This window comes from Virgibacillus ndiopensis, assembly GCF_900187325.1.
Lineage (GTDB): Bacteria > Bacillota > Bacilli > Bacillales > Amphibacillaceae > Virgibacillus_E > Virgibacillus_E ndiopensis.
Genome location: NZ_FZMZ01000004.1, coordinates 347,017 through 371,641, shown reverse-complemented (window position 1 = coordinate 371,641; position 24,625 = coordinate 347,017). Strand labels below are relative to the sequence as shown.

Genomic DNA, 24,625 nt, shown 5'->3' with positions numbered 1-24,625 from the left:
ATTTTTATAACAATCTTAATTTTAGTTTACCAAATCAGTACAAAAAATAAAAGTATTTCTTACATACGATGAATAAGATGTAATAAAGTGAAACTTCCTAAGAAGGTCTTTTTTATGGGAGCATACTGTTCATGTGGGATAGGTATGAGGAGGGGGATAAACATGACTTATATCGTAACAAATTGTTTTCAGTGGGTAGGTTTTCATCTCGTCAAACATTTATTAAATCAAGGGTGCCATGTTGTTGGTTTTGATGAAATCTCTTCCGAAAAAAAAGAAGTTTTATCCATGTTCTTTGGGAGGAACGATTTATTCTCATTAAATCCAAACAAGCTAAGTGAGCAACAATATGAAACAACTGTTTTAGTCGATGCCTCCTTGCCAAAACAAACGTTTAACTCGAAACGCACAATCCAATTAAGTTATGATACTATTACAAATGAACAGGAATCGAGCATCGTGACAATTAAATTACCATTACTCTTTGGAGAATGGATGGAAATGAATGAAGAAGGTTTTTATTATAAAAATGATTTCATCCGATTTGACTCAGAACAATTTTTGTCAGAAGCTATTTATATTGACGATTTCATTCAATGTTTGTTGCAGGTGTCAAAATCGGATTATCTTTCACAAGCTCTTGAAATAAAATCTTCAGTAAATAAAAAAATGAATGGGGATAATCCTAAAAAATCAATCTACGTTCGTGACAATAAACCTATACAAGAAAACTTAAAAGTAGTTCAATCGCATTATAATAAGTTTAGAAAGCTTTATAGTGTAATATAAATGTAATGTTATATTTCATTTACGTAAAAGTGGTAAAACGATACAATATAAGAAATAATTGTTGTTATATCAATGTTCATGGTTAGGAGTGCACATGTTGAAAAAGCTATTCATCCTTTCTTTAATAGCATTTGAATTCATTCTACTATCAGGCTGCGGTAGCTATTTTGAACAGGATAAAATTCAAAAAGTAGGGATGCTCGTTGAGGACTCAATCCATGATCAATCATGGGGCAAAAAAGGGTACAAGGGCCTATTATCTATTAGTGAAGAATTTGATGTTGATGTATATTTTAAAGAAGGAATTAAAACACAACAGGATGTTACAGATGCAGTGGACGAGTTTGTAAATAATGGGGTAAATCTGATATTTGGGCATAGTAGTACGTATGGAAAATACTTCGTGGATATTTCGGAGGCTTACCCAGATGTACAATTTGTTTATTTTAATGGTGGATATTCGGCCAAAAATGTTACCAGTTTAAATTTTAATTCTCATGCTATGGGTTTTTTTGGTGGAATGATAGCGGGAGCGATGACAAAAACGAATCAGGTTGGGATTATTGCTGCTTATGAATGGCAACCAGAAATTGAAGGGTTTTATGAGGGTGTAAAGTATCGTAATCCTGCTGCAGAGGTACATATTCAATATGTTAATAACTGGAGTGACAAAAGTACTGCAATGGAAATGTATAAGGCGATGCTAGACAATGGTATTGATGTTATCTATCCATCGGGAGATTCCTATAGTGTGGATATTATTAAACAAGCAAGTAAGGATGGAATTTATGCAATTGGTTATGTTTCAGACCAATCGGATATTGCTGAATCAACTGTCCTAACGAGTACCGTTCAGCATGTTGATAAATTGTACGAGCTTGTTGCGGAAAAATTCAACGATAACGAATTAAATGGAGACATATTGACGTTCGATTTTCAAGATGACGTTATCACTTTAGGGGAGTATAGTCCAGAGGTTCCTGAAGATCTTCGTGATGAAATTAATGAAGCAATAGAGGATTATATTGATACGGGATTATTGCCTAATGAAATAGAGGAATAGTTTTTGGTAGTCGTTAAGTACCTGGTTTGATTTTATTACTTTTTATTTGTTTTTCTTGCAACTAGGATAAGAATGCATTAAAATTAGTACCAAGTCATAAGAATTGATATCAAAACAAAAGTCCATAAGGGGATGAAAATATGAGTGTGGGTATTTTAGGAACAGGTCACTATGTCCCGTCCAATGTGGTTACAAATAAAGATATGGAAAAGATAGTTGAGACAAGTGATGAATGGATCAGAACAAGAACAGGTATCGAAGAACGCAGGATCGCTAATGACGATGTTGATACATCAGATATGGCATTCTTTGCCGCTCAAGAAGCGTTAAACGAAGCGGATATAAAAGCGGAAGAGATCGATTTAATCTTAGTAGCAACTGTTACTCCTGATTCACCATTTCCATCTGTAGCATGTCGAATACAAGATCATTTAGGTGCTGTAAATGCTGCAGCAATGGATATTGGCGCCGCATGCTCTGGATTTATGTACGGAATAATCACTGCTAAGCAATTTATTGATACAAACGTGTATAAACACATTTTAGTAGTTGGTGTTGAAAAACTTTCAAAAATTACCGATTGGGAAGACCGCAATACGTGTGTCCTTTTTGGTGACGGTGCAGGTGCAGCTATTATCGGCAATGTCTCTGAGGGAAAAGGAATTTTATCGTTTGAATTAGGAGCAAATGGAGCGGGTGGAAAACATTTATATCAGGATGAGAAACAACATCTTATTCAAAATGGTCGCGAAGTTTTCAAATTTGCTGTTAGACAAATGCCTAAGTCAGCTGTAAGTGTTATTGAAAAAATTGGATTGAACAAAGATGAAGTAGATTATCTTATCCCACACCAAGCTAACATTCGTATTATGGAAGCTGCTCGAGAACGTTTGGGGATTTCTGAAGATAAAATGGCAAAATCAATAACAAGATATGGAAATACATCCGCTGCATCTATACCAATTGCTTTATCAGAGGATGTTAAAAATGGTAAAATTAAAGATAATGATTTACTTGTTTTAGTCGGTTTCGGCGGCGGTTTAACATGGGGTGCGGTTGCATTACGCTGGGGAAAATAATGCTACTAGACAAGAATGATTAGGAGGAGTACCAATGGAAGCAAGAAGAGTTGTTGTCACTGGCCTTGGGGCAGTTTCTCCATTAGGAAATGATGTACAGTCTACATGGAGTAATATCGTAGCTGGAAATTCAGGAATTGACTTTGTCACAAAAGTGAATAAAGATGATTTTCCTGCTAAAGTTGCTGCAGAAATAAAAGATTTTGATCCAACAAAGTATATGGACAAAAAAGATGCAAGAAAAATGGATCCGTTCACACAGTATGCAGTTGCAGCAGCAAAAATGGCTGTTGAAGATGCCAACCTTACAATTAACGAGGATATTGCTAATCGTGTTGGTGTTTGGATTGGTTCAGGAATTGGTGGAATGCAAACATGGGAGGATCAACATACGAAATTATTAGAAAAAGGTCCGCGTAAAGTCAGTCCATTTTTTGTTCCAATGATGATTCCAGACATGGCTGCAGGTCAAGTTTCTATTCAGCTAGGTGCAAAAGGAATTAATTCATGCTCAACAACCGCCTGTGCGTCAGGTGCCAATTCAATAGGTGATGCATTTAAAGTGATCCAGCGCGGTGGTGCTGACTATATGATTACAGGTGGAACGGAAGCACCAATTTCTAATATGGCATTTGCCGGATTTAGTTCTGCAAAGGCATTGTCATTAAATGAAGATCCATCAAAAGCAAGCAGACCATTCGACCAGAACCGTGATGGCTTTGTTATGGGTGAAGGTGCGGGAATTATCATCTTGGAAACACTTGAATCAGCACAAAAACGTGGTGCTAAAATTTATGGTGAAATTGTTGGTTATGGTGCAACTGGAGATGCATATCATATTACTGCACCAGCATTAGATGGAGAAGGTGCAGCTAGAGCCATGCAACAGGCGTTGAATGATGCTGAGATGACCCCATCAGATATTGATTACATTAACGCACATGGAACAAGCACAAACTTAAACGATAAATTTGAAACACAAGCAATAAAGACAGTATTTAACGAATATGCACGAGATGTCGCGATTTCTTCAACAAAATCGATGACAGGGCATTTGCTAGGTGCTGCTGGTGGAATTGAATCAGTGATTGCATTAAAATCCATTGAAGACGGTATTATTCCAGCCACAACAAACTATGAAACACCAGATCCTGAATGTGACTTGGATTATGTACCAAATGAAGCTCGTAAACAAGATGTAAATGTAGTGATGAGCAATTCACTTGGGTTTGGTGGACATAATGTTGCATTGATATTTAAAAAGTTTAACTAAGTTTTTTGTGTATAGAGACTATCTCAAGGGTGTTTATTTACCCGGACGAGATAGTCTTTTTTGTTGATGTCAAAAGCGGATGATTTACTTAACCATTTAGTTAATAAGCAAGCAAAGCGGTTGATATTCACTCAAATCCCTCAACAACTTAATAAGAATCTGTCTACATTGTATAAATTAATCATGTATTCACTCCTCCAAGCATAAAATGAACAAAAGGCATGGACAAGCACGAGGTGAATGGATAATGTTTTCTATTTTTTTATTTTTGCTAGGATTTGGACTAGCTGTCACTGGTGGAGTGACACTTATTGCATATACAAATTTCTTACCGGCAGGTCTAGGCTGGGGAGATTACCTTGTCTTTGTTTTAGGAAGACCCGAGTGTTATTTTTTACCAATTGGTTTCCTGATTATAGCAGTGGCGCTTTATAGTTACCCAAACAACTCTTAAATTAAGTTTCTCTTAGAATAATTTTTTTAATGATGGTCATAATGTATTTTAAATGATTTCATTCAAAAAAAGTGAGGGTTGTATATGTTATATTTACACGATGTTTGGGTGAATTGGTTTGAAGGAGAAGAGAACGGGTACAACGTATGTTTTTTTCATGAGTGGCGTAAAGATGATGGGATTGAACTGTTAGATCAGGTTCCACTACTTTACATAAACGATAGTTTGTACAATTATATTGAAAATGATATGCATGACTTACCTAAACCAATGCTTGATGCTATTTATAAACGCGCATATGTTAGAAAGGGACAAGAACGTACGGTTTTAGACTATGCTTGTGTTGTGACAGATGGAAACGACATTATTGCTATTGATACGATTGGATACCAAATTCCAATTCGAAAAAGCAGGTTGATTCCACGACAGGAACAATTAGTGTTTGATATGATTGATGGTACAAAACCTCAATTGTTTAAATTTGATGAGAGTCTTAGTAAAAAAGAATACCATATGCTATCTATGCCACCGGAACTCGTTGTCGGATTAACGAGAAGAGAACGTCAATTAAAGCAGTTACTCATGATGGCACTTGATCAATTACATACGACGAATAACCTTGAGGAACTACGATATTGGTTAACAGAATGGAACCCAAAAGAATACCCATATATACGATTTATGGATGAGGAAAAAGTTTGGCAAGCATTATATCAGGGGGTAAAGCATGGTTGGAGCAAAGCACATGAGGATTTATGTGCAAAATTAATCAAGGGACAGCCTTTCCTTGAAAAAATGTGGGAACTTGAGAATACACAAGAACAAGATACGTCAAAACTTAAATAAAGGCTTTTTTAAACTGGTAAGGATTTATTTTCCTATTGACAGTATTTCTCTAATCAAATAGCGAAAACGTTTATAAAACGCCAAAACAAAAAATCAGTGAGAAAGGTCTCACTGATTTTTTATTTTACTTTTTTCGTTTAACTCTACCTAAACCCATGGCCTTTTTAGCTTTTGCCAATGTTTTGTTTGCGGTCTTAGCAGCTCGATCTGCACCGTTATCAAGGATTTCATCCAATGCTTCAGATTCAATTAGAGCGTTGTATTTTTCTTGGATTGGAGCTAATACATCAATTACAGCGTTGGCAACTCCTTGTTTGAATTCACCATAACCTTTGCCTTCAAACTTTACTTCAATTGCCTCAATGGACTCCCCAGTACAACTTGCGTAAATGGTTAATAGGTTAGAAACACCAGGTTTGTTTTCTTTATCGAATTTAACGACACCTTCTGAATCCGTAACAGCACTTTTGATTTTCTTCTCGATTTTCTTCGGTTCATCTAACATCGAAATAAATGCTTTTTCATTTTCATCAGACTTGCTCATTTTTTTAGTTGGCTCTTGTAAGGACATGATGCGTGCTCCTACTTCAGAGATTTGTACCTCAGGAATAGTGAAAATGTCGTTGAACTTATTGTTGAACCGTTGTGCTAAATTTCTTGTCAGCTCAAGATGCTGTTTCTGATCTTCGCCGACAGGCACAATATCTGTATTGTATAGCAAAATATCAGCGGCCATAAGTGGTGGATAGGTCAATAATGATGATGACACCGCTTCTTTTCCAGCAGATTTATCCTTAAATTGAGTCATTCGTTCGAGTTCACCCATATAACTGATTGATTGAAGCATCCACCCTAGCTGTGTGTGTGCAGAGACCTCTGATTGAATAAACAATGTTGATTTTTCCGGATCAATTCCAGAAGCCAGATATAAAGCTGCAAGCGAACGAATATTATGTCTTAGCTTCAATCTATCTTGCGAGACAGTAATCGCATGTTCATCAACTATACAAAAGTAACAGTGATGATCATTCTGTAGCTTTACAAATTGCTGCATTGCACCGATGTAGTTTCCGATTGTTAACGTTCCACTTGGTTGAATTCCTGAAAAAATTGTTTTCATCTTTATCACTCCGTTTACATTTAATAACATTTTTCAACATTAAAAAAAGCCCATTAATCCCATCAAAAAGGGACGAATGAACCGCGTTGCCACCCTAATTATCCTACTAGTGCAGAATCACTTTAAATGTTAAATTAGCTCCAAAGCCCAATTCCAATTTACCTTGGTACTTGTTTTCACCATCCACAAGCTCTCTTGAAACCAGAGGGCAATTGTACTACGCCTTTTTCATTGCTAATGATATTGATTTTTTTTTATTATATATAGTTTAGTGTTGAAATGCAAGAAGTGAACTTTAATTTGCTCTACATTTGATGCCGTGAAGAGCAAATTAAAGCGATAGAATCGAAGAGAGGCTATTCATAGATGCCATGAAGAACAAATTAAAGTGGTAGAACCGAAGAACAGCCCTTCATAGATGCCATGAAGAGCAAATTAAAGCGGTAGAACCAAAGAAAAGCTCTTCATCAATGCTGTGAAGAACAAATTAAAGCGATAAAACCGAAGAACAGCTCTTCATAGATGCATGAAGAACAAATTAAAGCGATAAAACCGAAGAACAGCCCTTCATAGATGCCATGAAGAACAAATTAAAGCGATAAAACCGAAGAAACAGCCCTTCATAGATGCCATGAAGAACAAATTAAAGCGATAAAACCGAAGAACAGCTCTTCATAGATGCCATGAAGAACAAATTAAAGCGATAAAACCGAAGAAAAGCTCTTCATCAATGCCGTGAAGAGCAAATTAAAGAATTAGAACCAATAAAAAGCACTTAATTTAAATCATGAGGACAGAGGCATCTAAATTTGCCAACAATAAATAATTTATTCATAGTGGGACCATTGATGAACCCCCACAATTTTAAAATTGCTTTTCAAAACTTTTCTAATCCTTTCTTTCGATTGTACCACCTGGCACCAATCATGAATTTTATTCGTCGTGATCTTTTCATTTGGGAATAAAAGCTTAAATTCCTTAGTATTTCTAAGAACAGCGTCTACAACTGATTCGGCTTGTCCACAGTATTGACAAATGCACTTTCTTTTTTCAACAGATTGGTAAAGTGATTGGCACTTTGGGCAAATAATTCCTTTTCGTAGCTGTTCATAATTGTAGGGAGGTATCTGTTTATATGGAGAATCAGATTTATGCAATAAAAATAATTGTTCTGCAATTTTTTTGTGTTTTATTGTTAATTTTGAAGGGGTTGTATTTAAATTATTTAGATGTCTTTTAACTTGGCCAAGGAAAAGAATTGGTTTATTTAAAGGAGCTTGATATAAAGTGAAATTGGGATTGATGAAAACTATGAGAGATTCAATTGGAAGGTTAAAACCGAGGTTGAAAAGTAGTTGTCGAAGTAAGGATTCACTTCTACTAAGTTGGTCAAGTGGATTAACAATTTCAAATTTAGGCTTTTTGTATAGTTTATTAGACTCGTAATAGTAATCTCCTTCAAAGTTTTTAACTTCATAAAAGTAGATCCTACCTTGCACAATAAATAGGGAATCAATTTGAAAGGTGGTACTATTTACTTCTAGTAACAAATCATTTAATATCAAGCATTCACACTGTAGTTGTTCAGTTAAGCTATCAAAAATCACTTCTCCTTCATAACCTTTTTTTAGATTCAAAAGGTGTTGTTTGTCCTTGTTATCTAACTTCATTCGGTTGTTTAATAGTTCTAGAATTTTTAATTCATTTGATTTTGTACGCGACTTATACAGCATTTTTTCTATTCCACATCCTCTTATTTAGTTAATCAAGTCTATTATATTCAATAATGTAAAGAAATGGAATAACGAAATAACAGATTACAAAACATAAATTGGTTGGAAAACAAAGAAGAAATCTTTAAATTGATTCCAATTTCCCTTGATGCTTATTTTCATAGCCACAGAAGTTGACAAACATACCTAGATGGGTATATTGTGTATTTGCATTCTTTTTCAAGATCATAAGTACTATGATAAAAATTAATTTTCTTATTCGTTTATTTTTCATCAGTAGAATGTTCATTTTTGCAAACGTAGTATGAGTTTGTTGCAGCCTCTAAAGAATGGTGATAACTGGTATATTTTCTAATTATAGATGAAGGAAAAGGTAGGTGTTTATATGAAATACGATCCCCAAACTAAAAATAGAGTAAAACGTGTTGAAGGACAAGTTAGAGGATTATTAAAAATGATGGAGGAAGAAAAAGATTGTAGGGATGTTGTGACGCAAATGTCGGCAGTCAGAAGTGCTATCGATCGTACTGCTGCGTTAATTGTTAGTAAAAATTTAGAACAATGTATTCGTGACGAAAAGGAAAACGGCAGAAACTCTGAAGACCTGATTAAAGAAGCTGTTAATTTACTTGTTAGAAGTAGATAAGAAGGTTTTGTTGATAATATATTTTTAAGCTTTTATTATAAAATGTGGGTTAAGTAAAAGTAGTTAACCCAATTTTTTTAGCAAACATAAATACCCCTACCCCTATATGTATAAAATGTTGTGGAAGATAAATGTGGATTTATTAATTTATTTTTTGCTGTTTTAAATACCCATATCGGTATTTAAAATGTCTAAAAGAGAAGAGAAAAATGAACAATTTGGAGGGGAAAAGTAATGAAGGAAATAACAGCGAGAGAACTAGCAAAGAAATTAAAAAACGGAGATAACATAACCATTATTGACGTCCGGGAAGATGAAGTAGAGAAATAAAGGAGGAGCTTAAATGAACATTACAGCAAATGAAACGCTAGACGCAAAGGGGTTAGCGTGTCCAATGCCGATCGTCAAAACCAAAAAAGCAATAACGAAACTACAACCCGGTCAGGTAATCGAAGTTCAAGCGACTGATAAGGGTTCAACTGCAGATATCAGGGCATGGGCAGGTAGTACTGGGCACCAGTACCTTGGGACAATAGAAGAAGATAATGTACTAAAACATTATTTACGAAAAGCAACAGATGAGGAAACAAAGGAAGAGACAAAACATGAGGATGTAATTAACTTAGAAGAACTGCGAAGCAAAATAAACGGAGAAGAATCCATCACCATACTTGATGTTCGAGAATCTGCTGAATTTGCATTTGGCCATATAACTGGTGCGGTAAATATACCCCTTGGGGAATTGGAAGAAAGGTTTTCAGAAATTGATGAAGACAAAGAAATTCATGTCATTTGCCGTACAGGCAATCGCAGTGATTTAGCCGCACAAAAGTTAACTGAAAAGGGCTTTGAAAATGTAAAAAATGTAATACCCGGTATGACAAAATGGGAAGGCCCAACTGAAAAAAATAATTAAAAACTATTAAACACATTTGGAGGAATTTAAAATGGCAAACACAAAAGTAGCAATTATTGCAGCAAACGGAACTCTATTTGATGCGTATAAGGTATTTAACGTAGCAACAGCGGCAGCAGCGTCTGATGCGGAGGTAGGAATTTTCTTCACATTCGAAGGATTGAATTTAATTCACAAGGAAGCACACAAAAATCTTCCGCTACCAGAAGGAAAAGAGCATTTTCAGGAAGGATTTAAGCAAACAAACGTTCCATCTATTGAAGAACTAGTGGGCATAGCACAAGAATTGGGGATTAAATTAATTGGCTGTCAAATGACTATGGATCTCATGAATTTAGAGAAAGATGCTTTTATTAACGGAATTGAAGTTGGCGGGGCAGCCACATTCATTGAGTATGCAAAAGATGCCAATATCACATTAACATTTTAATTTAGGAGGGAAATGATGTCTAAAACAATTACAACGAAAAAGTTGGCAAAAAAGGTAATTAATCACGAAGAAACACTAATTTTGGATGTGCGAAATACAGACGAATTCGATAATTGGAAAATTGAGGGTGAAAAAGTTGAAGTAATTAATGAGCCTTACTTTAACTTATTGGATGGTATTGATCCAATAGCCGACAAATTACAAAAGGATCAGGAAATTATTGTTGTTTGTGCAAAAGGCGGTTCATCGGAAATGATCGCTGATTTCATTGAGGAAGCAGGTTATACCAATGTTTATAGTCTAGAAGGTGGCATGAAAGCATGGAGTGAACACTTAGAACCTGTAAAAATTGGAGATTTGAGTGACGGAGGAAGTCTTTATCAGTTTGTTCGTCTTGGTAAAGGTTGCCTTTCCTACTTTATCGTATCAAACGGAGAAGCCGCAATTGTGGATGCCAACCGTATGATTGACATTTATGAAGACTTTTCTAAGGAACAAGGTGCTCAAATCAAACATGTCATTGACACCCATTTACATGCCGACCACATTTCTGGTGGACGCAAATTAGCAGAAAAAGTTGAGGGAGAGTATTACTTGCCACCAAAAGACGCTACAGAAGTGACGTTTGATTATACACCACTTGAAGATGGTAAGGACATTATCGTAGGAAATACTTCCGTACAAGTACAACCTGTGTATTCGCCGGGGCACACTATTGGAAGCACGTCATTTATTGTCGATGATACGTATTTACTGACCGGCGATATTCTTTTTGTTAAGTCAATCGGTCGCCCAGACTTAGCTGGATTAGTAGAAGATTGGGTAGGAGACCTTCGTAATACGCTCTACTCTCGATATAAAGAGTTATCTGAAGATTTAATGGTGCTACCTGCACATTATTCATTTGCAGAAGAACTAGGTAAGGGTGGTAAAGTATCGGCTCGTTTAGGCGATCTTTACGGGCGAAATTCAGGTTTACAAGTAGAAGATGAAAATGAATTTAGAAAAATGGTAACCGAAAATCTTCCACCACAACCTAATGCATATGAAGATATTCGTAAAACAAATATGGGAAAAATTACACCTGATACAGATAAACAAAAAGAAATGGAAACAGGTCCTAACCGTTGTGCGGTTGAAGGATAATTAGAGGAGGAGAAATAATGGAAGCAACAAAAGTATTAGATGCAAAGGGATTAGCATGTCCAATGCCAATCGTTAAAACGAAAAAAGGAATGAATGAAATTAATTCTGGTGACGTTTTGGAGGTTCATGCGACAGATAAAGGGGCTAAAAATGACCTTACTGCATGGGCAAAATCTGGCGGTCATGAAATCCTTGAAAATACGGAAGAAGACGGTGTACTCAAGTTTTGGATAAAAAAGGCATAAAGGTGGCCCATTTGCTTTGGGTCCCCTCTTGTTAAGGGGGAATTATATGGAAATTAGTTTTGTTTTTATTATTTCTATTTTTTTAATTGGTTTTGTTGGATCATTTATATCTGGCATGGTTGGGATTGGCGGGGCAATTATTAATTATCCGATGCTGTTATATATCCCTGCTGCCTTAGGAATTGCCAATTTTAGTGTATATGAAGTTTCGGGTATTACAGCTATTCAAGTGCTATTTGCAACAATAGGTGGAGTCTGGGCATATCGAAAAGGAGGATATTTAAATAAAAGCCTTATTGGCTACATGGGCATAAGTGTATTAATCGGTAGTTTTGCAGGAGGATTATTTTCCTCTTATATGTCTGAAGAAGGCGTAAATGTGATATATGGTGTATTGGCTTTACTTGCCGTAATCATGATGTTCATGCCTAAAAAAGGTGGCGATGAAACATCATTTGATACCGTTAATTTTAATAAATGGATTGCATCACTACTTGCACTAATTGTTGGAATTGGTGCCGGCATTGTGGGTGCTGGGGGTGCGTTTCTGTTAGTTCCTATTATGCTGGTTGTGTTGAAGATACCAACGAGAATAACAATTGCTTCGTCTTTGGCCATTACATTTATCTCGTCTATGGGTGCCACATCGAGTAAAATAATGACAGGTCAAGTATTATTTATACCAGCAGCGATCATGATCGTTGCGAGTTTAATCGCATCTCCATTAGGTGCAACTAGAGGGAAGAAGGTAAATACGAATTACCTCCAATGGATCTTGGGGATATTGATTTCAGGGACAGCAGTAAAAATTTGGTTTGATATTTTAAACTAGCACAATGTTAGTTTAAAAGAGGAAATAGTAATGGAACAGTAAAAGAATTGATGCAATGTGTTTCATTACACAGTGTATTAGGTCAAACAATTGAACAAACAATACAATCATTTGAAACTTATAGATCACTGATAGTTTTAATTAGATAATATAATAGGAATGTGAAAGCTTGATGAAAATAGCCACCAACTTGAACTTGGCATATTCTAATCATTACAAGTAGTGTTCCTTAAAAACTTTACTCAATATATACTCCTCCAATAAGAGTTTGGTAAGGATCATATTTCTAAAACAAGGCAGTGGAAGCGCAAAAAAAGGTATGGATTGATGCGTGTATTAAAGGAATAGTAGTACAAACTTTCATTTGTACTACTATTTTATATAATTATTGATTACTTTGTCTTCTTCAGTTTTCTTTTTTTGATCAGTGTTAAATCGTTCTACGCCTTCCATGCCGTTGTGACCGCGCCCGCCAAACATACTATTTGACGGTGCTTCTGTTACACCAGATTCATCTAAGTATGTCATCATATCGGATAATGTAAATTCTACAGATGGTGAGTCATCCTCATATTCTGCTGCTTCGTACAATCCGTCTTTATTTTTTCCGGTCAACACACCGCCTGAATTTAAGGTATATGTTTGTTCATTGGCAAGATCTGGTGTGCTTATTATTATGGTTTGATAGGATTTTTCAGGAGCGATAGCAAATACTTGTTTACCATTTCTATCTTCCATATATACAGTAGTCCCGGCTTTTTGCATTTCAGCGAATGTCATCATAACAGCATGCTGAGGCGAAGTATCTGAAATTCCCTGTGCCATGCCACTGCTGCCTGCTGCAACTAAAATACCGCCTTCGATATGAAACGACTGATCGTAATCTAGAGCCCCATTCCCAGACGAGGTTGGACCATAAACAATAACCGTCCCATCAGTCATTTTTATAGAAGTATTTGAATCTAATCCATCCCCATTTGCATTAACGTATAAGTAGCCGCCTTCGATTAATAATTTACCTTGGTCTGCTGTTTCTTCAGTTGTTTTATTAGCGTTAGGAGCTTTGGTACCATTCATACCAGGTTTTCCGAAGTCACTGCTACCACTATTAACGTTGACACCATCATCTTCAGCATTGATGTGGATCGTACCGTCAGCAATCGTAACATTAACACCTTCAATACCTTCTAGACTTTTTTTAATAGCTATTGTGCCACCATTAATCGCTAGATCTTCATCTCCGTGAATAGCATCGTCACCAGTAGATATATTGATTTTGCCACCAGAAATAGTTAAATTTTGGTCACTATGAAGTCCATCATCAAGCGAGTCAATTGAAAATGTTCCACCTGCAATAATAAGTTCTGTACCTGCTTTAATACCTTTTGTACTGATCGTATCTTCTGATTCTGTTTCTTCAGGCGGTTCGTTGCCATTTGGTATTTGCGGCATATCTTCTGTTTCTTCGGGCGGTTCGTCATTTGGCATTTGCGGCATACCTTCTGTTCCTGCAGATGGTTCGTCGCCATTTGGCATTTGTGGCATACCTTCTGTTCCTTCTTCAGTATCACCAGGATTAAACTGGCCCTTACCAGTTCTACCTAATTCATCAGTACTCTCAATCGTTTCTGGGCTACCGCCACCAGACACAATGGAGTATTTCCCACCTGCCGCAGCCACTGTCTTTTCAGCCTGAACTCCATCACCTTCCGCCTTGACTTTCAAAGTGCCACTTTCTAAAACGATGTTTCCTTTCGATTCATCTTCATCATTGGAGGCTTTTACTCCGTCACCAGTTGCTGTTACAGATACCGTTGCACCTTTCATAGCCAATAAGTCCCTACCAACAATCCCATCATCAACCGATGTAACTTCGATAATACCTCCAGCAATTTTTAAGTCATCTCGACTTGTAATGCCATCATTATAATTTCCGTTTACTGTCAATGTTCCAGAACCGTTGATCGTTAAATCATCTTTACTAAAAATAGCAGCTTCTGGCTCATCTGTTTCTTCTTCTTCAAAAACGTATTCTGTTGCATCAGAAACCACATTCTCTGTATTTTTTTCGAGAGAAATCACCATTTTATTCGCTTGTTTCACATAGATTGGTGCACTCGTTGAAGAGTGAATCGATGCACCATTTAAAACAATTCGAACGGTACCATCATCTTCAGCATCTACAAGAATTTGTCCATCTTCCAATGTTCCTTCTACAACATACGTTCCTGTAGTTCGGATGGCTATTTGGTTATCATCTACAATAACGCCATCGTTTCCATCCGCAGTTGTGCTTGTTTCATTTAAATTAATGTAAGTGACGTCCTCATCATTCCAAGCAGTGTAACTATCTTCACTGTTATAAGTAACTAGCCTACGTACAAGCTCATCAGTTTCTGATTCACTTGTTTTCGTATCGCTACTACAACCACTAATAATGAAAACAACACTAAACAATAAAAGGCAAAAAATATTAACCCTGTTATTCATCTATTATTCATCCTTTTTAACGTATGCTTATTGATACAACGATATGTTTAGAAAGTAGATTCGATAATTCAAATCTACTTTCCTCTTTACGCTGTAAAGTTTCCATCGTAGCTTAGCATCACTGCAGACTGCACGCCTTTGATAGTTGAAATTTCTGATGTAATACTTGAATCATTTTCTTTTACGCGAATCTCATAAGTTACTTCCGTTTGATGATTTTGGATAACCGATTTTGATTTTAATGCAAATTTCTTTGTTCTTTCTTGGATGATTTGTTGAATTTCTTTGCCTACTAGGTTTTTATCAAACTTAATTACCAATAGGTATGGATTTTCCACCTTTATTTTGTTTGCGAATAAAACAATTACAAGACCGATCACGATTGCTCCGATGATAGCTAACAAAAGAAAACCAGCACCACTTAGGATACCTGTAATGACTGACCAGAATAAGTAAACTAAATCTATTGGATCTTTAATTGGTGTACGAAAACGAACAATTGATAACGCGCCAACCATACCTAGTGATAACACTATGTTTTGGCTGATTCCCATAATGACTAAAGATGTGGTCATTGTCATAATGATTAATGAAATGTTAAACGAGTGGGAGTAAATAACCCCATTAAATGTTTTCTTATATATTGCGTATATATACAATCCGATTAAAAATGCTACCGCTAGTCCAAGCAGTGAATCTACAATAGAGAATGACCCGGACGTTTCTAAAAAGCTAGATTTAAAAATATCTGAAAAGTTTGTTGTGTTTGTATCCATATTCTAATCTCCTATCATTTTTTATGTATTTATCCATACATGCGACTCAATTGATATTTTGAATACGCCTCTTGTCTTGTATCTGAAAACTGTAGTAAATGGGTAATCACATCCGGTAGGTATTTGTCATATTTTACTTCTAAAATAACTAGATTCGTCTCTAGCACATCAACCATTGGTAAATGTTTATGAAACATATCTGTATTTTGCAAGCTTGATTTTACCTTCAAATCAAACGTGACACGAACATTCCCAAAAGGGTAAATAAAGGCTTCTCGTTCATAATCAACAACGGTAATCGGTTTTAATTGACGATATTTCATTTCTGAAAATAAATCACGGATTAGATCGCGTTCGTCTTCTTCCATCCAAAGAATGTTACCAACTCGCATTTCTTCATATTCCTTGTGCGTTATGTGGCATTTTGTTTTAAATGTTAAGTTGTTTCGCTTGCTTTTACGTTCAAGATTAATTATGCAATCATGATTCCCGTATGTACGAACGCGGTATTTATCACGATTTAGATAGCCTTCTTTCTTTTCGGTCAAAATCCTATTATCAAAGTTATCAAAATAAGTGGAACGTATGACATAACGGCCATTTGAACCTGCGTTTGGATCTCTTTTCATAAAGTGCAGAAGTTTACTACGTAATACTTGATATTCTGCCACTGAAACAGCATGCTTCAGCTCATTTCGACCATTTGGATTAAATGAGGTTTGAATTGGCATGTTTATCCCTCCTTCTTTATCATTTTGTGGAAACTTATGTGTAAAAAGTTCTTTTAGGATAGTTGGTCCCTATGAACATTGACTAGTTTAAAAGGCGAATGTGTCAGGAAAATGTCAAGCAATTTTTTTATACGTTATCTGGAAAAATGGCTTTTTCAAACACTGCATCTTCTTTAATTTAAGTAACCGTCGCTAGATTTTGACATATTCCTGACTTATTCATCCTATATAAATGGAAGTATGAAAGATAGATAGGAGTGTAAGACATGTGGAAAAAAATGAAACCTCTGCTTATTGTTGCTATCATAATCTTGCTAACAACTTTAGTGATTAGCAACACAATGGCAGAAACTAGTAAGGAAGATATCGTGGATGAGTCTAAACATATAACAAACAATTTAGGAGTGGACACACATGGAATTACAATTACCATGCTAGAAGAGAAAATTGATAAACAGGAAGAACTGGAACAATCTTATTTAAAGAAATTAGAAAAGGGGGCATATACGGAAGATAATATGTTAGTTGTTCAAGATCCATATGGAAATTCTCCACTAACGGCACTTGTTTTATTTGAGACAGAAGAACCTGCAAAAATAACTGTTAAGGTGCCTGGAGCTACGGATGATACAGCGATTACAAATACATTTAATGATGATAAGACGACCCATGCAATTCCGGTTCTCGGCTTACTTAGTGACACAACAAATGGAGTACAGATTACGGTTGAAACAGAAAGCGGTGATCGTTCAGAGCAGACACTTCATATCACAACTGAAGCATTGCCTGACTATATTGGTACAACTAATGTAGAAAAAGCTAATACAGAGGAAATGGAACTTGATGATAGCACGTTAACATTTTATGTCCCAAGTACCAAATATGCATTTGCTTTTGATACCAATGGTGATGTTCGTTGGTATAATTCTCGTTATAATAGCCATGTATTCAAAGAGCTAGAAAATGGTCATATTTTATATTTGACAAAAGAAGATAATGACGGGAGCACGTATAATCAATTAGTGGAAATGGATTATCTCGGGAAATACTACGAAGTGTATCAATTAAATGCTGACGTTACGATTTCTGAAGGAGGATCACTAGAATCAACCATGGTACATCATGATGCAATTGAATTACCCAATAATAATTTGCTGTTGACAGTTAATGGTGCAACGGATGGAGATTATATAGAAGATATTATGATTGAAATTGATCGTGAAACAGGAGAAATTGTGAAATCCATTGATCTAAAAGACATTTTACCAAGTGAATTCTATGAAAACTATGATTCAACAAATCGAGACGATGGAGTGATAGACTGGTTTCATCAAAATGCAGTTGTGTACGATGAAGGAGATGATAGCATCATAATTTCTAGCCGAAACCAGGATTTAGTGATGAAATTAGATTATGAAACAACGGATATCATATGGATAATGGCAGACGAAGAAGGATGGCAGGGAGAATATCAAAATTATTTGTTAATGCCAACGGATGATGGTGTTAAGTTCTCTGCTGGACAACATGCACCGATCATATTACCAGATCAAGATAACAACGAAAATACCATTGACATTCTATTGTATGACAATAATACGGTTGTAACCCGTGGGGACGAAGATCAATCAAAGGACTTTAGCCGTGCAGTTCAGTATCGGATTAACGAAATGGAAAAAACAGTGGAAGAAGTTTGGAGTTTCGGTGAAGAATTCGGCAAAGCATACTTTACGAACATTATAGGAAGTGCTCGTTATATGTCTAAAACAGGAAATCGCTTGATTGACTTTGGTCATATGAATGAAGGTCTAAAGAGCAGTATTTTTGAAGTGGATGAAGCTGGGAACACGCTAATGGAAGCTTACGTAACAGACTTTCCAGAAGGAGCATGGGGCTATCGCGCTGAAAGATATTCGCTTTACAATGATAAATGGGAATATGAAATTGGTAAATAAGATTCATACGTGATGACCATTTTTATGTCATCACGTTTTCTTTATAGGTGGGTGATTAGATGGCTTTATGTTGCCGTGTTTGTGTATTATTGTTAGAAAGAAGAAATATCGTGAAAATTTATCGGAATTCAGGTGGTGACAGGTGTCGATGATGGCAGTCAAGATTTTAGTTGTAGAAGATGAATATGCAATCAGCCAAGTGCTGAAAGCGTATTTGCAGAAGGTTAATTATCAGGTTGAACAGGCTTTTGATGGGGAGGAAGCATTGGAAAAATTTCATACAGGCTATCCTGATCTTGTATTGTTAGACGTTATGCTACCGAATAAGGATGGCTGGGAAATTTTAAAAGAAATTCGGCTGAAGAGCAATTGCCCGGTTATTATGCTTACTGCTCTTGGGGATGTGAACTATCGATTAGAGGGCTTAAATGAAGGAGCAGATGATTATATTTCTAAACCATTTGTTGCGGATGAAGTAGTTGCTCGTGTGAAAGCTGTGTTAAGACGGTCACAGGTTGATAATGAACATCCTATAAAACGATATGGACAATTGGAATTAAATTTAAAGGCACATCAAATAACAGTTGATGGAAAGAACGTCATTCTTACACCACGAGACTTGTCGGTGCTTATCTTTTTAGCAGAAAATCCGAATCAAACCTTTACTAGAGAGCAATTAATTGAGCATATTTGGGGATGGGATTATAACGGTAGTGATCGTGCTGTAGACCTTGCAATAAAACGAATTAGAAAAGCCTTAAAGGATTGGCCGAATTCGGAAGGAGAAATTAAAACACTTCGGGGATTGGGGTATCAGTTTAGTGTTTACAAAAAATAACAAACGTGTTTCATTACGAAGATATTGGATAAGCCGATATCTATTAACCCTCTGTATCGGACTCATTGTCATTGCAATTATTTCTGCATTATGGATACGGCATAATACATTGGAAAATCGGTTAGATATGATGTCTATTGTCGCAAGGAGCATGGCAGACAGGATTGTTACGACGCAAGAACATGGACCTTCCCCTGATCGGAATATGCCCAAATTTTTTGAAGACAGAAAGGCGAAAGTCGAATTGGAAAGTGATCCATTTACGTATATTGTTGATGCGGAAGGAAAAATTATTTCAAGTGATCCACGACGAGGTCCAATGGATCAGCAATTATATCCGTCCATTCTAGAAAATGATAATACGATTCAAGAACTTGCAATTAAAGATAAGAATTTTTACGCTGTAAAAGCTCCGATAGAAGTAGATGAAACGATTATTGGTTGGGTAGTCATGATTGAATCTGAACAAAATTTATCACGGGTAAACCAGGAATATACGCAATTGGCAATTATGATCATAAGTCTTGCATTGCTTGGTTGGGCTGCCATATACATTTTATCAAATCGTTTATCAAAACCGATTAAGGACGTTGCAAATGCTGCTATACTTGTTGCAGAAGGGAATTATCAAATTGAGCTTCCAGATCAAAGCAAAGAAAAAGAAGTACATGAACTTATCCATTCTTTTAAGGAAATGACAATAAAGCTGGAAAAGCTGGAGTCTCTTCGTACAGAACTGTTAGCAGGTGTAACACACGAGTTAAAAACTCCTGTTACTTCCATCAGTGGATTGCTCCAAGCAATAAAAGATGATGTAGTAACAGGAGATGAAGCAAAAGAGTTTTTAACTATATCGCTAAACGAAACAGAAAAAATGAAAAAAATGGTAGAGGACTTGCTTGCATTTAACCAATTTGCCACTAATGCGGTACAAGTAAATAAAGCAATGCATTCTACCCATGATATAGTGGAAGAGGCTGTATATAGCTGGAAAGTTGCTCAAGATAATGGTTCAATGCAAATCGAACTTTCTTTACCTGAAAAACCAACTCAAATAAGCATTGATCCAATAAGGTTTCAACAAATTATGACGAATTTGCTTAACAATGCTACCCAAGCGATGTTGAACCAGGGCCAAATAAGTATTACGGTAACCGAACAAGAAACAGAAATAATGATTGATGTTACAGATACAGGAAATGGCATACCTGAAAATGAACAACCATTTATATTTGAACGGTTTTACCGAGGAAAAGGCAAGAAATATAAAGTAAGAGGACTTGGTCTGGGATTGTCTTTAAGTAAAATGATTGCCCAAGCATTAGATGGAGATTTGGTGTTACAAAAAAGTTCATCCGATGGTACAACTTTTCGTATCTATTTGCCAAAAGATAACAGCTAACATTCGTTAGCTGTTATTTTTATTCTCCTATTTCTATTCGTACAATGAAATAAAATATTTTATTGCTGACATTTACCTGACACATTCACGTATTAAAGTAAGTGTTGTAAGAGATAGCAATATTTACTTGATCATATCTATGGAGGGATATAAATGGTAGAGAATCAAGAAAATCAAACAATAGAATCAAACGATGAAAAAAGAAAGGCGAAAAAACCCATGTTCAAATGTGTTTGTACGACCTTGGGAGCAGGTGTGATTGGTTCTGTTTTGACATTAACCATAGCTCCTCAATTAGATTATTTCAGTGATGATAAAACAACGGAAGTCCTCAAAGAAGTGACCGCAACTGAACAGGATAATTCTTCTGTAAATGTAGAACAGGTTACAGCGACTACAACTTCCACTTCCACCGCAGATATTGTGGAAAAGGCATCCAAAGCAATCGTAGGCATAACAAATATCCAAAATCAGCAATCAGTTAATCCATTTGGTAATGGCTTCGGTCAAAATCAAAATGGCGGGGAAGTTGCAAGTGGAACAGGTTCAGGTGTCATTTACAAGGTAACGGATGACGTACTATACATAGTGACGAATCATCATGTCATTGAAGGTGCCACAGAGATTGAATTGACACTCTATGATGAAAGTGTTGTAACAGCTGAATTGGTTGGATCCGATTCGTTAACAGATATTGCCGTATTGAAAGTAAATGGAAGCTATGATATTACACCAGTAGCAGTTGGTGATTCATCAGAACTAAGGGCTGGAGATAAGGTCATTGCAATCGGAAATCCCCTAGGACTCGATTTATATGGAACGGTTACGCAAGGAATTGTAAGTGCTGTGAACAGAACAATTGAAACTTCTAATTCAGCTGGAGCTTGGGAAACGGAAGTTATTCAAACAGACGCAGCAATTAATCCTGGAAATAGCGGTGGAGCACTGATTAATACTTCAGGGGAACTAGTAGGGATTAACAGCATGAAAATAGCAGAAGAAAATGTAGAGGGATTGGGCTTTGCTATACCGAGCAATGATGTCGTTACGATTATAGATGAATTAACCAAAAATGGCCAAATTGTTCGCCCGTATCTAGGAGTTTCCATGGTAAATCTATCAGAAATTCCACAATACTATTTGCAAAATATATCTCGTGATATCACAGATGGTGTTGTGGTAGCAGCTGTTGATGAAAATAGTACGGCTGCCCAAGCGGGATTACAAATGGAAGATATCATCGTTTCTATCAACGATCAGAAAATATCCGATTCTAGTGAACTTAGACAATATTTGTATACGAAGCTTGCGGTAGGTGATGTTGCTACCATTCAATTTTATCGCAATGGTGAATTCTCGGAAGTAGATGTAACACTAGAAAGTACGCAACAAATAAATGAATAGAGGGATAATCATGAAAGTTTTATATTGGATAGGTGGGGCAGTTATTGCTGTTGCACTAATAGTTTGTATCTTCATATTAAATAAAGATTCTTATGTAGCAAGGGTTAATGGTGAAAAAATTAGTAAAGATGAGTTAAACGAAACGCTTGTTTCCCAGTATGGTCCAGATGTGTTAAATTCATTGATTAATCAAAAGGTAATTGAGGCAGAAATTGAAAAAGAAGGTATTAAAGTATCGCAAGAAGAAATTGATGAAGAAATGACGGAATATGAAGAGTATTATGGCGGAGAAGAGGCTTTTCAATCGGTATTGGAATCCAATGGAACAGATATCTCAACAGTTGAAAAAGATATCGAGCTGTACCTTGCAACGAACAAATTGATGGCTGATGATATTGAAATTACCGATGAAGAAATGAAAACCTATTTTGAAGAGAATAAAGATAGTTTCTCGCAGCAAGAAGAAGTACAAGCCAGTCATATTTTGTTAGATGATGAGGAAACTGCGAATAAAGTGATAGAAAAATTGGATGCAGGAGAGGATTTTGCGGAACTAGCAGCAGAATATTCCACCGATACTTCTACTGCTGAAAGTGGAGGAGAACTAGGCTACTTTGGAAAAGGAGAAATGGAAGAAGCGTTTGAGGATACTGCCTTCTCGTTAGAAGTAGACACATATAGTGAACCAGTAAAAACGGAATATGGCTACCATATTATTAAGGTAACAGACCATAATCAAGCTAAAGAGGCAACTTTTGAAGATGCAAAGGAGGAGATTAAAGAGACATTATTCGAACAAAAAGTGCAGGAATTATATGATACATGGATGCAAGAAACATTGGCTGGGTACGATGTTGAAAATAATTTAGAGAAAGATTAAGAATAAGGTGAGTGGAAGTGGAATTTGTTGGATGTTTACAAATAATAATACAATTTCTTTGTGAAATTATGATTTAAGCAAATTGTTATTTTTAAAATTAAAATGGATAGTAATCCCTTAAACTTAGTCTACTTTTTGTAAAAGGATGGAAACGACTGGTGGCTTCTCTATCCTCACTAACATGGGATGAAAAATATGAGTAAGTTAAAAAATAAGGTGCCATTTAGGTGCCTTATTTTTTTGAATCAGGTCCCGACTGACAATGTCATGATGAATAGATTGAACCATCCTCCATTGATCCGGCAATGCCTTTTTTGCACCATCAGTAACGCGAAATTGAGTCAATGGCTGTTCCAACTTACTTCTTTATTCAATATGTTAGTGTATGGAAATTAAAGTTTAGGGGGGGATCGTATGGTCAATCAACCACATGGTGGGAGATTAATCAGCCGCGAATTAACTGGACTGAATAGAAATGAGGCAATCAAGAATGCTGAAAAGCTTCAGTCAATAACTGTCAATTCCTGGGTGATTTCTGATATGGAATTGATTGGGATAGGCGGTTTCAGTCCACTGACAGGATTTATGGTGCAGGCTGATTATGAGAATGTCGTTAACAATACGCGTCTTGCGGATGGGATGATCTGGAGTATTCCAATTACACTACCGGTAACCGAAGAACAGGCTAAAAACCTTACCATTGGTGAACAAATTGCTCTTAGGGGAAAAGATGACATCATCTATGGAACTCTCACCCTGGCCGAAAAATATGCATATGATAAAAAGAAGGAAGTACAAAGTATCTATGGCACGACTGATGCGGCGCATCCCGGTGTGAAGAAAGTCTATGAGAAAGAAAATATGTATCTTGGCGGAAAGATTACACTGCTTAATCGTCCGGATCACAGTCAGTTTGCAGAACATTATATGGATCCGGCAGTAACACGTAAGATGTTTGAAGGCCTAGGCTGGAAAACAATCGTTGGCTTCCAGACACGTAACCCGGTTCACCGTGCGCATGAACATATTCAAAAGACAGCACTAGAGTCTGTGGATGGCTTGCTGCTGAATCCGCTTGTTGGCGAAACAAAATCTGATGATATACCGGCGGACATCCGGATGGAAAGCTATAAAACGATTTTAGAAAACTATTATGTGAAAGATCGTGTACGTCTTGTTATTTATCCGGCGGCCATGCGCTATGCGGGACCGAAAGAAGCGATCCTACATGCAATTGTGCGAAAAAACTATGGCTGCACACATTTTATTGTCGGACGTGATCATGCTGGTGTCGGTGACTACTATGGGACATATGAAGCTCAAGAGCTGATAGCTCAATATGAAGAGGAACTTGGCATTCAGATTTTCAAATTTGAACATGCGTTTTACTGCAAAGTCTGTGAAAATATGGCATCCGCAAAAACATGTCCGCACGACAAGGAAAATCATGTCCACTTAAGTGGTACAAAAGTGCGTGAAATGCTTCAGAACGGTATACGTCCGCCAAAAGAATTTTCACGTCCAGAAGTTGCGAATGTGCTGATCAGAGGAATGCAGAAAAATTAAGAAAGGCTGTT

Annotated in this window: 23 protein-coding genes and 1 other annotated feature; of the genes, 18 read left to right on the top strand and 5 right to left on the bottom strand. The window is 36.4% G+C overall.

The genetic code is table 11. From position 1 onward, the window contains the following. Positions 1–162: 162 nt before the first annotated feature. The 6 genes from CS937_RS04060 to CS937_RS04035 all read left to right on the top strand — a co-directional run bounded on the left by CS937_RS04060 (position 163) and on the right by CS937_RS04035 (position 5,504). The gene (locus CS937_RS04060) at positions 163–789 is read left to right on the top strand and encodes a hypothetical protein (RefSeq protein WP_099157184.1); all 627 of its coding nucleotides are present in this window, start codon (positions 163–165) and stop codon (positions 787–789) included. 94 nt (positions 790–883) lie between these two features. Beyond that, positions 884–1,852, top strand: a complete 969-nt coding sequence (locus CS937_RS04055) for a BMP family ABC transporter substrate-binding protein (protein WP_099157183.1) — start codon at positions 884–886, stop codon at positions 1,850–1,852. A 140-nt stretch (positions 1,853–1,992) separates the two neighbouring features. Then, complete coding sequence (locus CS937_RS04050) at positions 1,993–2,931, top strand: beta-ketoacyl-ACP synthase III (protein ID WP_099157182.1); 939 nt, start codon at positions 1,993–1,995, stop codon at positions 2,929–2,931. Between the two features lie 34 nt (positions 2,932–2,965). Continuing rightward, positions 2,966–4,204, top strand: coding sequence for a beta-ketoacyl-ACP synthase II (fabF, locus tag CS937_RS04045; RefSeq protein ID WP_099157181.1), 1,239 nt, complete (start codon positions 2,966–2,968; stop codon positions 4,202–4,204). A gap of 247 nt (positions 4,205–4,451) precedes the next feature. Then, positions 4,452–4,658 carry a YuzI family membrane protein gene (locus tag CS937_RS04040; protein ID WP_099157180.1) on the top strand — a complete coding sequence of 69 codons (207 nt, stop codon included), beginning with the start codon at positions 4,452–4,454 and terminating at the stop codon, positions 4,656–4,658. An 84-nt stretch (positions 4,659–4,742) separates the two neighbouring features. Then, complete coding sequence (locus CS937_RS04035; RefSeq protein ID WP_099157179.1) at positions 4,743–5,504, top strand: YjbA family protein; 762 nt, start codon at positions 4,743–4,745, stop codon at positions 5,502–5,504. A gap of 124 nt (positions 5,505–5,628) precedes the next feature. Here the strand turns inward: CS937_RS04035 and trpS are convergent, their stop codons facing one another. Beyond that, positions 5,629–6,624 carry a tryptophan--tRNA ligase gene (trpS, locus tag CS937_RS04030; protein ID WP_099157178.1) on the bottom strand — a complete coding sequence of 332 codons (996 nt, stop codon included), beginning with the start codon at positions 6,622–6,624 and terminating at the stop codon, positions 5,629–5,631. Positions 6,625–6,689: 65 nt separating this feature from the next. Further along, positions 6,690–6,865: a binding site (T-box leader), on the bottom strand. A gap of 586 nt (positions 6,866–7,451) precedes the next feature. Continuing rightward, entirely contained in the window at positions 7,452–8,357 is a 906-nt protein-coding gene (locus tag CS937_RS04025; protein ID WP_099157177.1) for a nuclease-related domain-containing protein, read from the bottom strand. 385 nt (positions 8,358–8,742) lie between these two features. Here CS937_RS04025 and CS937_RS04020 point away from each other — a divergent pair, with 385 nt between their 5' ends. The 6 genes from CS937_RS04020 (at position 8,743) to CS937_RS03990 (ending at position 12,572) form a co-directional block, all read left to right on the top strand. Further along, positions 8,743–9,003, top strand: coding sequence for a metal-sensitive transcriptional regulator (locus CS937_RS04020; RefSeq protein WP_099157176.1), 261 nt, complete (start codon positions 8,743–8,745; stop codon positions 9,001–9,003). Positions 9,004–9,346: 343 nt separating this feature from the next. Then, positions 9,347–9,919 carry a sulfurtransferase TusA family protein gene (locus tag CS937_RS04010; RefSeq protein WP_099157175.1) on the top strand — a complete coding sequence of 191 codons (573 nt, stop codon included), beginning with the start codon at positions 9,347–9,349 and terminating at the stop codon, positions 9,917–9,919. A gap of 31 nt (positions 9,920–9,950) precedes the next feature. Further along, positions 9,951–10,349, top strand: a complete 399-nt coding sequence (locus CS937_RS04005; RefSeq protein WP_099157174.1) for a DsrE/DsrF/DrsH-like family protein — start codon at positions 9,951–9,953, stop codon at positions 10,347–10,349. 15 nt (positions 10,350–10,364) lie between these two features. Further along, entirely contained in the window at positions 10,365–11,495 is a 1,131-nt protein-coding gene (locus tag CS937_RS04000) for an MBL fold metallo-hydrolase (RefSeq protein WP_099157173.1), read from the top strand. A 17-nt stretch (positions 11,496–11,512) separates the two neighbouring features. Beyond that, positions 11,513–11,740: a sulfurtransferase TusA family protein gene (locus CS937_RS03995; protein WP_099157172.1), complete on the top strand. Its 228-nt coding sequence runs from the start codon at positions 11,513–11,515 to the stop codon at positions 11,738–11,740. A 46-nt stretch (positions 11,741–11,786) separates the two neighbouring features. Beyond that, positions 11,787–12,572, top strand: coding sequence for a sulfite exporter TauE/SafE family protein (locus CS937_RS03990; protein ID WP_176555742.1), 786 nt, complete (start codon positions 11,787–11,789; stop codon positions 12,570–12,572). A 372-nt stretch (positions 12,573–12,944) separates the two neighbouring features. Here the strand turns inward: CS937_RS03990 and CS937_RS03985 are convergent, their stop codons facing one another. The 3 genes from CS937_RS03985 to CS937_RS03975 form a co-directional block, all read right to left on the bottom strand. After that, positions 12,945–15,062, bottom strand: coding sequence for a carbohydrate-binding domain-containing protein (locus CS937_RS03985; protein WP_099157171.1), 2,118 nt, complete (start codon positions 15,060–15,062; stop codon positions 12,945–12,947). 86 nt (positions 15,063–15,148) lie between these two features. After that, entirely contained in the window at positions 15,149–15,838 is a 690-nt protein-coding gene (locus CS937_RS03980; protein ID WP_099157170.1) for a DUF4956 domain-containing protein, read from the bottom strand. A 29-nt stretch (positions 15,839–15,867) separates the two neighbouring features. Further along, positions 15,868–16,569 (bottom strand): polyphosphate polymerase domain-containing protein, encoded by a 702-nt coding sequence (locus CS937_RS03975; RefSeq protein ID WP_099157169.1) that lies wholly within the window; start codon positions 16,567–16,569, stop codon positions 15,868–15,870. A 266-nt stretch (positions 16,570–16,835) separates the two neighbouring features. Here CS937_RS03975 and CS937_RS03970 point away from each other — a divergent pair, with 266 nt between their 5' ends. From CS937_RS03970 to sat, 6 genes are all read left to right on the top strand, one after another. Further along, positions 16,836–18,524, top strand: coding sequence for an aryl-sulfate sulfotransferase (locus CS937_RS03970; protein WP_245835689.1), 1,689 nt, complete (start codon positions 16,836–16,838; stop codon positions 18,522–18,524). A 148-nt stretch (positions 18,525–18,672) separates the two neighbouring features. After that, the gene (locus tag CS937_RS03965) at positions 18,673–19,362 is read left to right on the top strand and encodes a response regulator transcription factor (RefSeq protein ID WP_245835688.1); all 690 of its coding nucleotides are present in this window, start codon (positions 18,673–18,675) and stop codon (positions 19,360–19,362) included. Continuing rightward, positions 19,346–20,764 (top strand): HAMP domain-containing sensor histidine kinase, encoded by a 1,419-nt coding sequence (locus CS937_RS03960; protein WP_099157168.1) that lies wholly within the window; start codon positions 19,346–19,348, stop codon positions 20,762–20,764. The genes CS937_RS03965 and CS937_RS03960 overlap by 17 nt, the downstream gene beginning before the upstream one ends. Positions 20,765–20,917: 153 nt before the next feature. Beyond that, positions 20,918–22,168: a S1C family serine protease gene (locus tag CS937_RS03955; protein ID WP_245835687.1), complete on the top strand. Its 1,251-nt coding sequence runs from the start codon at positions 20,918–20,920 to the stop codon at positions 22,166–22,168. Between the two features lie 10 nt (positions 22,169–22,178). Next, on the top strand, positions 22,179–23,048 hold the full coding sequence (locus CS937_RS03950; protein ID WP_099157167.1) for a peptidylprolyl isomerase: 870 nt from the start codon (positions 22,179–22,181) through the stop codon (positions 23,046–23,048). A 414-nt stretch (positions 23,049–23,462) separates the two neighbouring features. Beyond that, positions 23,463–24,614 carry a sulfate adenylyltransferase gene (gene sat / locus CS937_RS03945; protein ID WP_099157166.1) on the top strand — a complete coding sequence of 384 codons (1,152 nt, stop codon included), beginning with the start codon at positions 23,463–23,465 and terminating at the stop codon, positions 24,612–24,614. Positions 24,615–24,625 lie beyond the last annotated feature (11 nt).

What these genes read in the sequence shown, in the direction of transcription:
- CS937_RS04060 (WP_099157184.1), top strand. Translation starts at nt 163, where the DNA reads ATGACTTATATCGTAACAAATTGTTTTCAGTGGGTAGGTTTTCATCTC.
- CS937_RS04055 (WP_099157183.1), top strand. Translation starts at nt 884, where the DNA reads ATGTTGAAAAAGCTATTCATCCTTTCTTTAATAGCATTTGAATTCATT.
- CS937_RS04050 (WP_099157182.1), top strand. Translation starts at nt 1,993, where the DNA reads ATGAGTGTGGGTATTTTAGGAACAGGTCACTATGTCCCGTCCAATGTG.
- fabF (WP_099157181.1), top strand. Translation starts at nt 2,966, where the DNA reads ATGGAAGCAAGAAGAGTTGTTGTCACTGGCCTTGGGGCAGTTTCTCCA.
- CS937_RS04040 (WP_099157180.1), top strand. Translation starts at nt 4,452, where the DNA reads ATGTTTTCTATTTTTTTATTTTTGCTAGGATTTGGACTAGCTGTCACT.
- CS937_RS04035 (WP_099157179.1), top strand. Translation starts at nt 4,743, where the DNA reads ATGTTATATTTACACGATGTTTGGGTGAATTGGTTTGAAGGAGAAGAG.
- trpS (WP_099157178.1), bottom strand. Translation starts at nt 6,624, where the DNA reads ATGAAAACAATTTTTTCAGGAATTCAACCAAGTGGAACGTTAACAATC.
- CS937_RS04025 (WP_099157177.1), bottom strand. Translation starts at nt 8,357, where the DNA reads ATGCTGTATAAGTCGCGTACAAAATCAAATGAATTAAAAATTCTAGAA.
- CS937_RS04020 (WP_099157176.1), top strand. Translation starts at nt 8,743, where the DNA reads ATGAAATACGATCCCCAAACTAAAAATAGAGTAAAACGTGTTGAAGGA.
- CS937_RS04010 (WP_099157175.1), top strand. Translation starts at nt 9,347, where the DNA reads ATGAACATTACAGCAAATGAAACGCTAGACGCAAAGGGGTTAGCGTGT.
- CS937_RS04005 (WP_099157174.1), top strand. Translation starts at nt 9,951, where the DNA reads ATGGCAAACACAAAAGTAGCAATTATTGCAGCAAACGGAACTCTATTT.
- CS937_RS04000 (WP_099157173.1), top strand. Translation starts at nt 10,365, where the DNA reads ATGTCTAAAACAATTACAACGAAAAAGTTGGCAAAAAAGGTAATTAAT.
- CS937_RS03995 (WP_099157172.1), top strand. Translation starts at nt 11,513, where the DNA reads ATGGAAGCAACAAAAGTATTAGATGCAAAGGGATTAGCATGTCCAATG.
- CS937_RS03990 (WP_176555742.1), top strand. Translation starts at nt 11,787, where the DNA reads ATGGAAATTAGTTTTGTTTTTATTATTTCTATTTTTTTAATTGGTTTT.
- CS937_RS03985 (WP_099157171.1), bottom strand. Translation starts at nt 15,062, where the DNA reads ATGAATAACAGGGTTAATATTTTTTGCCTTTTATTGTTTAGTGTTGTT.
- CS937_RS03980 (WP_099157170.1), bottom strand. Translation starts at nt 15,838, where the DNA reads ATGGATACAAACACAACAAACTTTTCAGATATTTTTAAATCTAGCTTT.
- CS937_RS03975 (WP_099157169.1), bottom strand. Translation starts at nt 16,569, where the DNA reads ATGCCAATTCAAACCTCATTTAATCCAAATGGTCGAAATGAGCTGAAG.
- CS937_RS03970 (WP_245835689.1), top strand. Translation starts at nt 16,836, where the DNA reads ATGTGGAAAAAAATGAAACCTCTGCTTATTGTTGCTATCATAATCTTG.
- CS937_RS03965 (WP_245835688.1), top strand. Translation starts at nt 18,673, where the DNA reads ATGATGGCAGTCAAGATTTTAGTTGTAGAAGATGAATATGCAATCAGC.
- CS937_RS03955 (WP_245835687.1), top strand. Translation starts at nt 20,918, where the DNA reads ATGGTAGAGAATCAAGAAAATCAAACAATAGAATCAAACGATGAAAAA.
- CS937_RS03950 (WP_099157167.1), top strand. Translation starts at nt 22,179, where the DNA reads ATGAAAGTTTTATATTGGATAGGTGGGGCAGTTATTGCTGTTGCACTA.
- sat (WP_099157166.1), top strand. Translation starts at nt 23,463, where the DNA reads ATGGTCAATCAACCACATGGTGGGAGATTAATCAGCCGCGAATTAACT.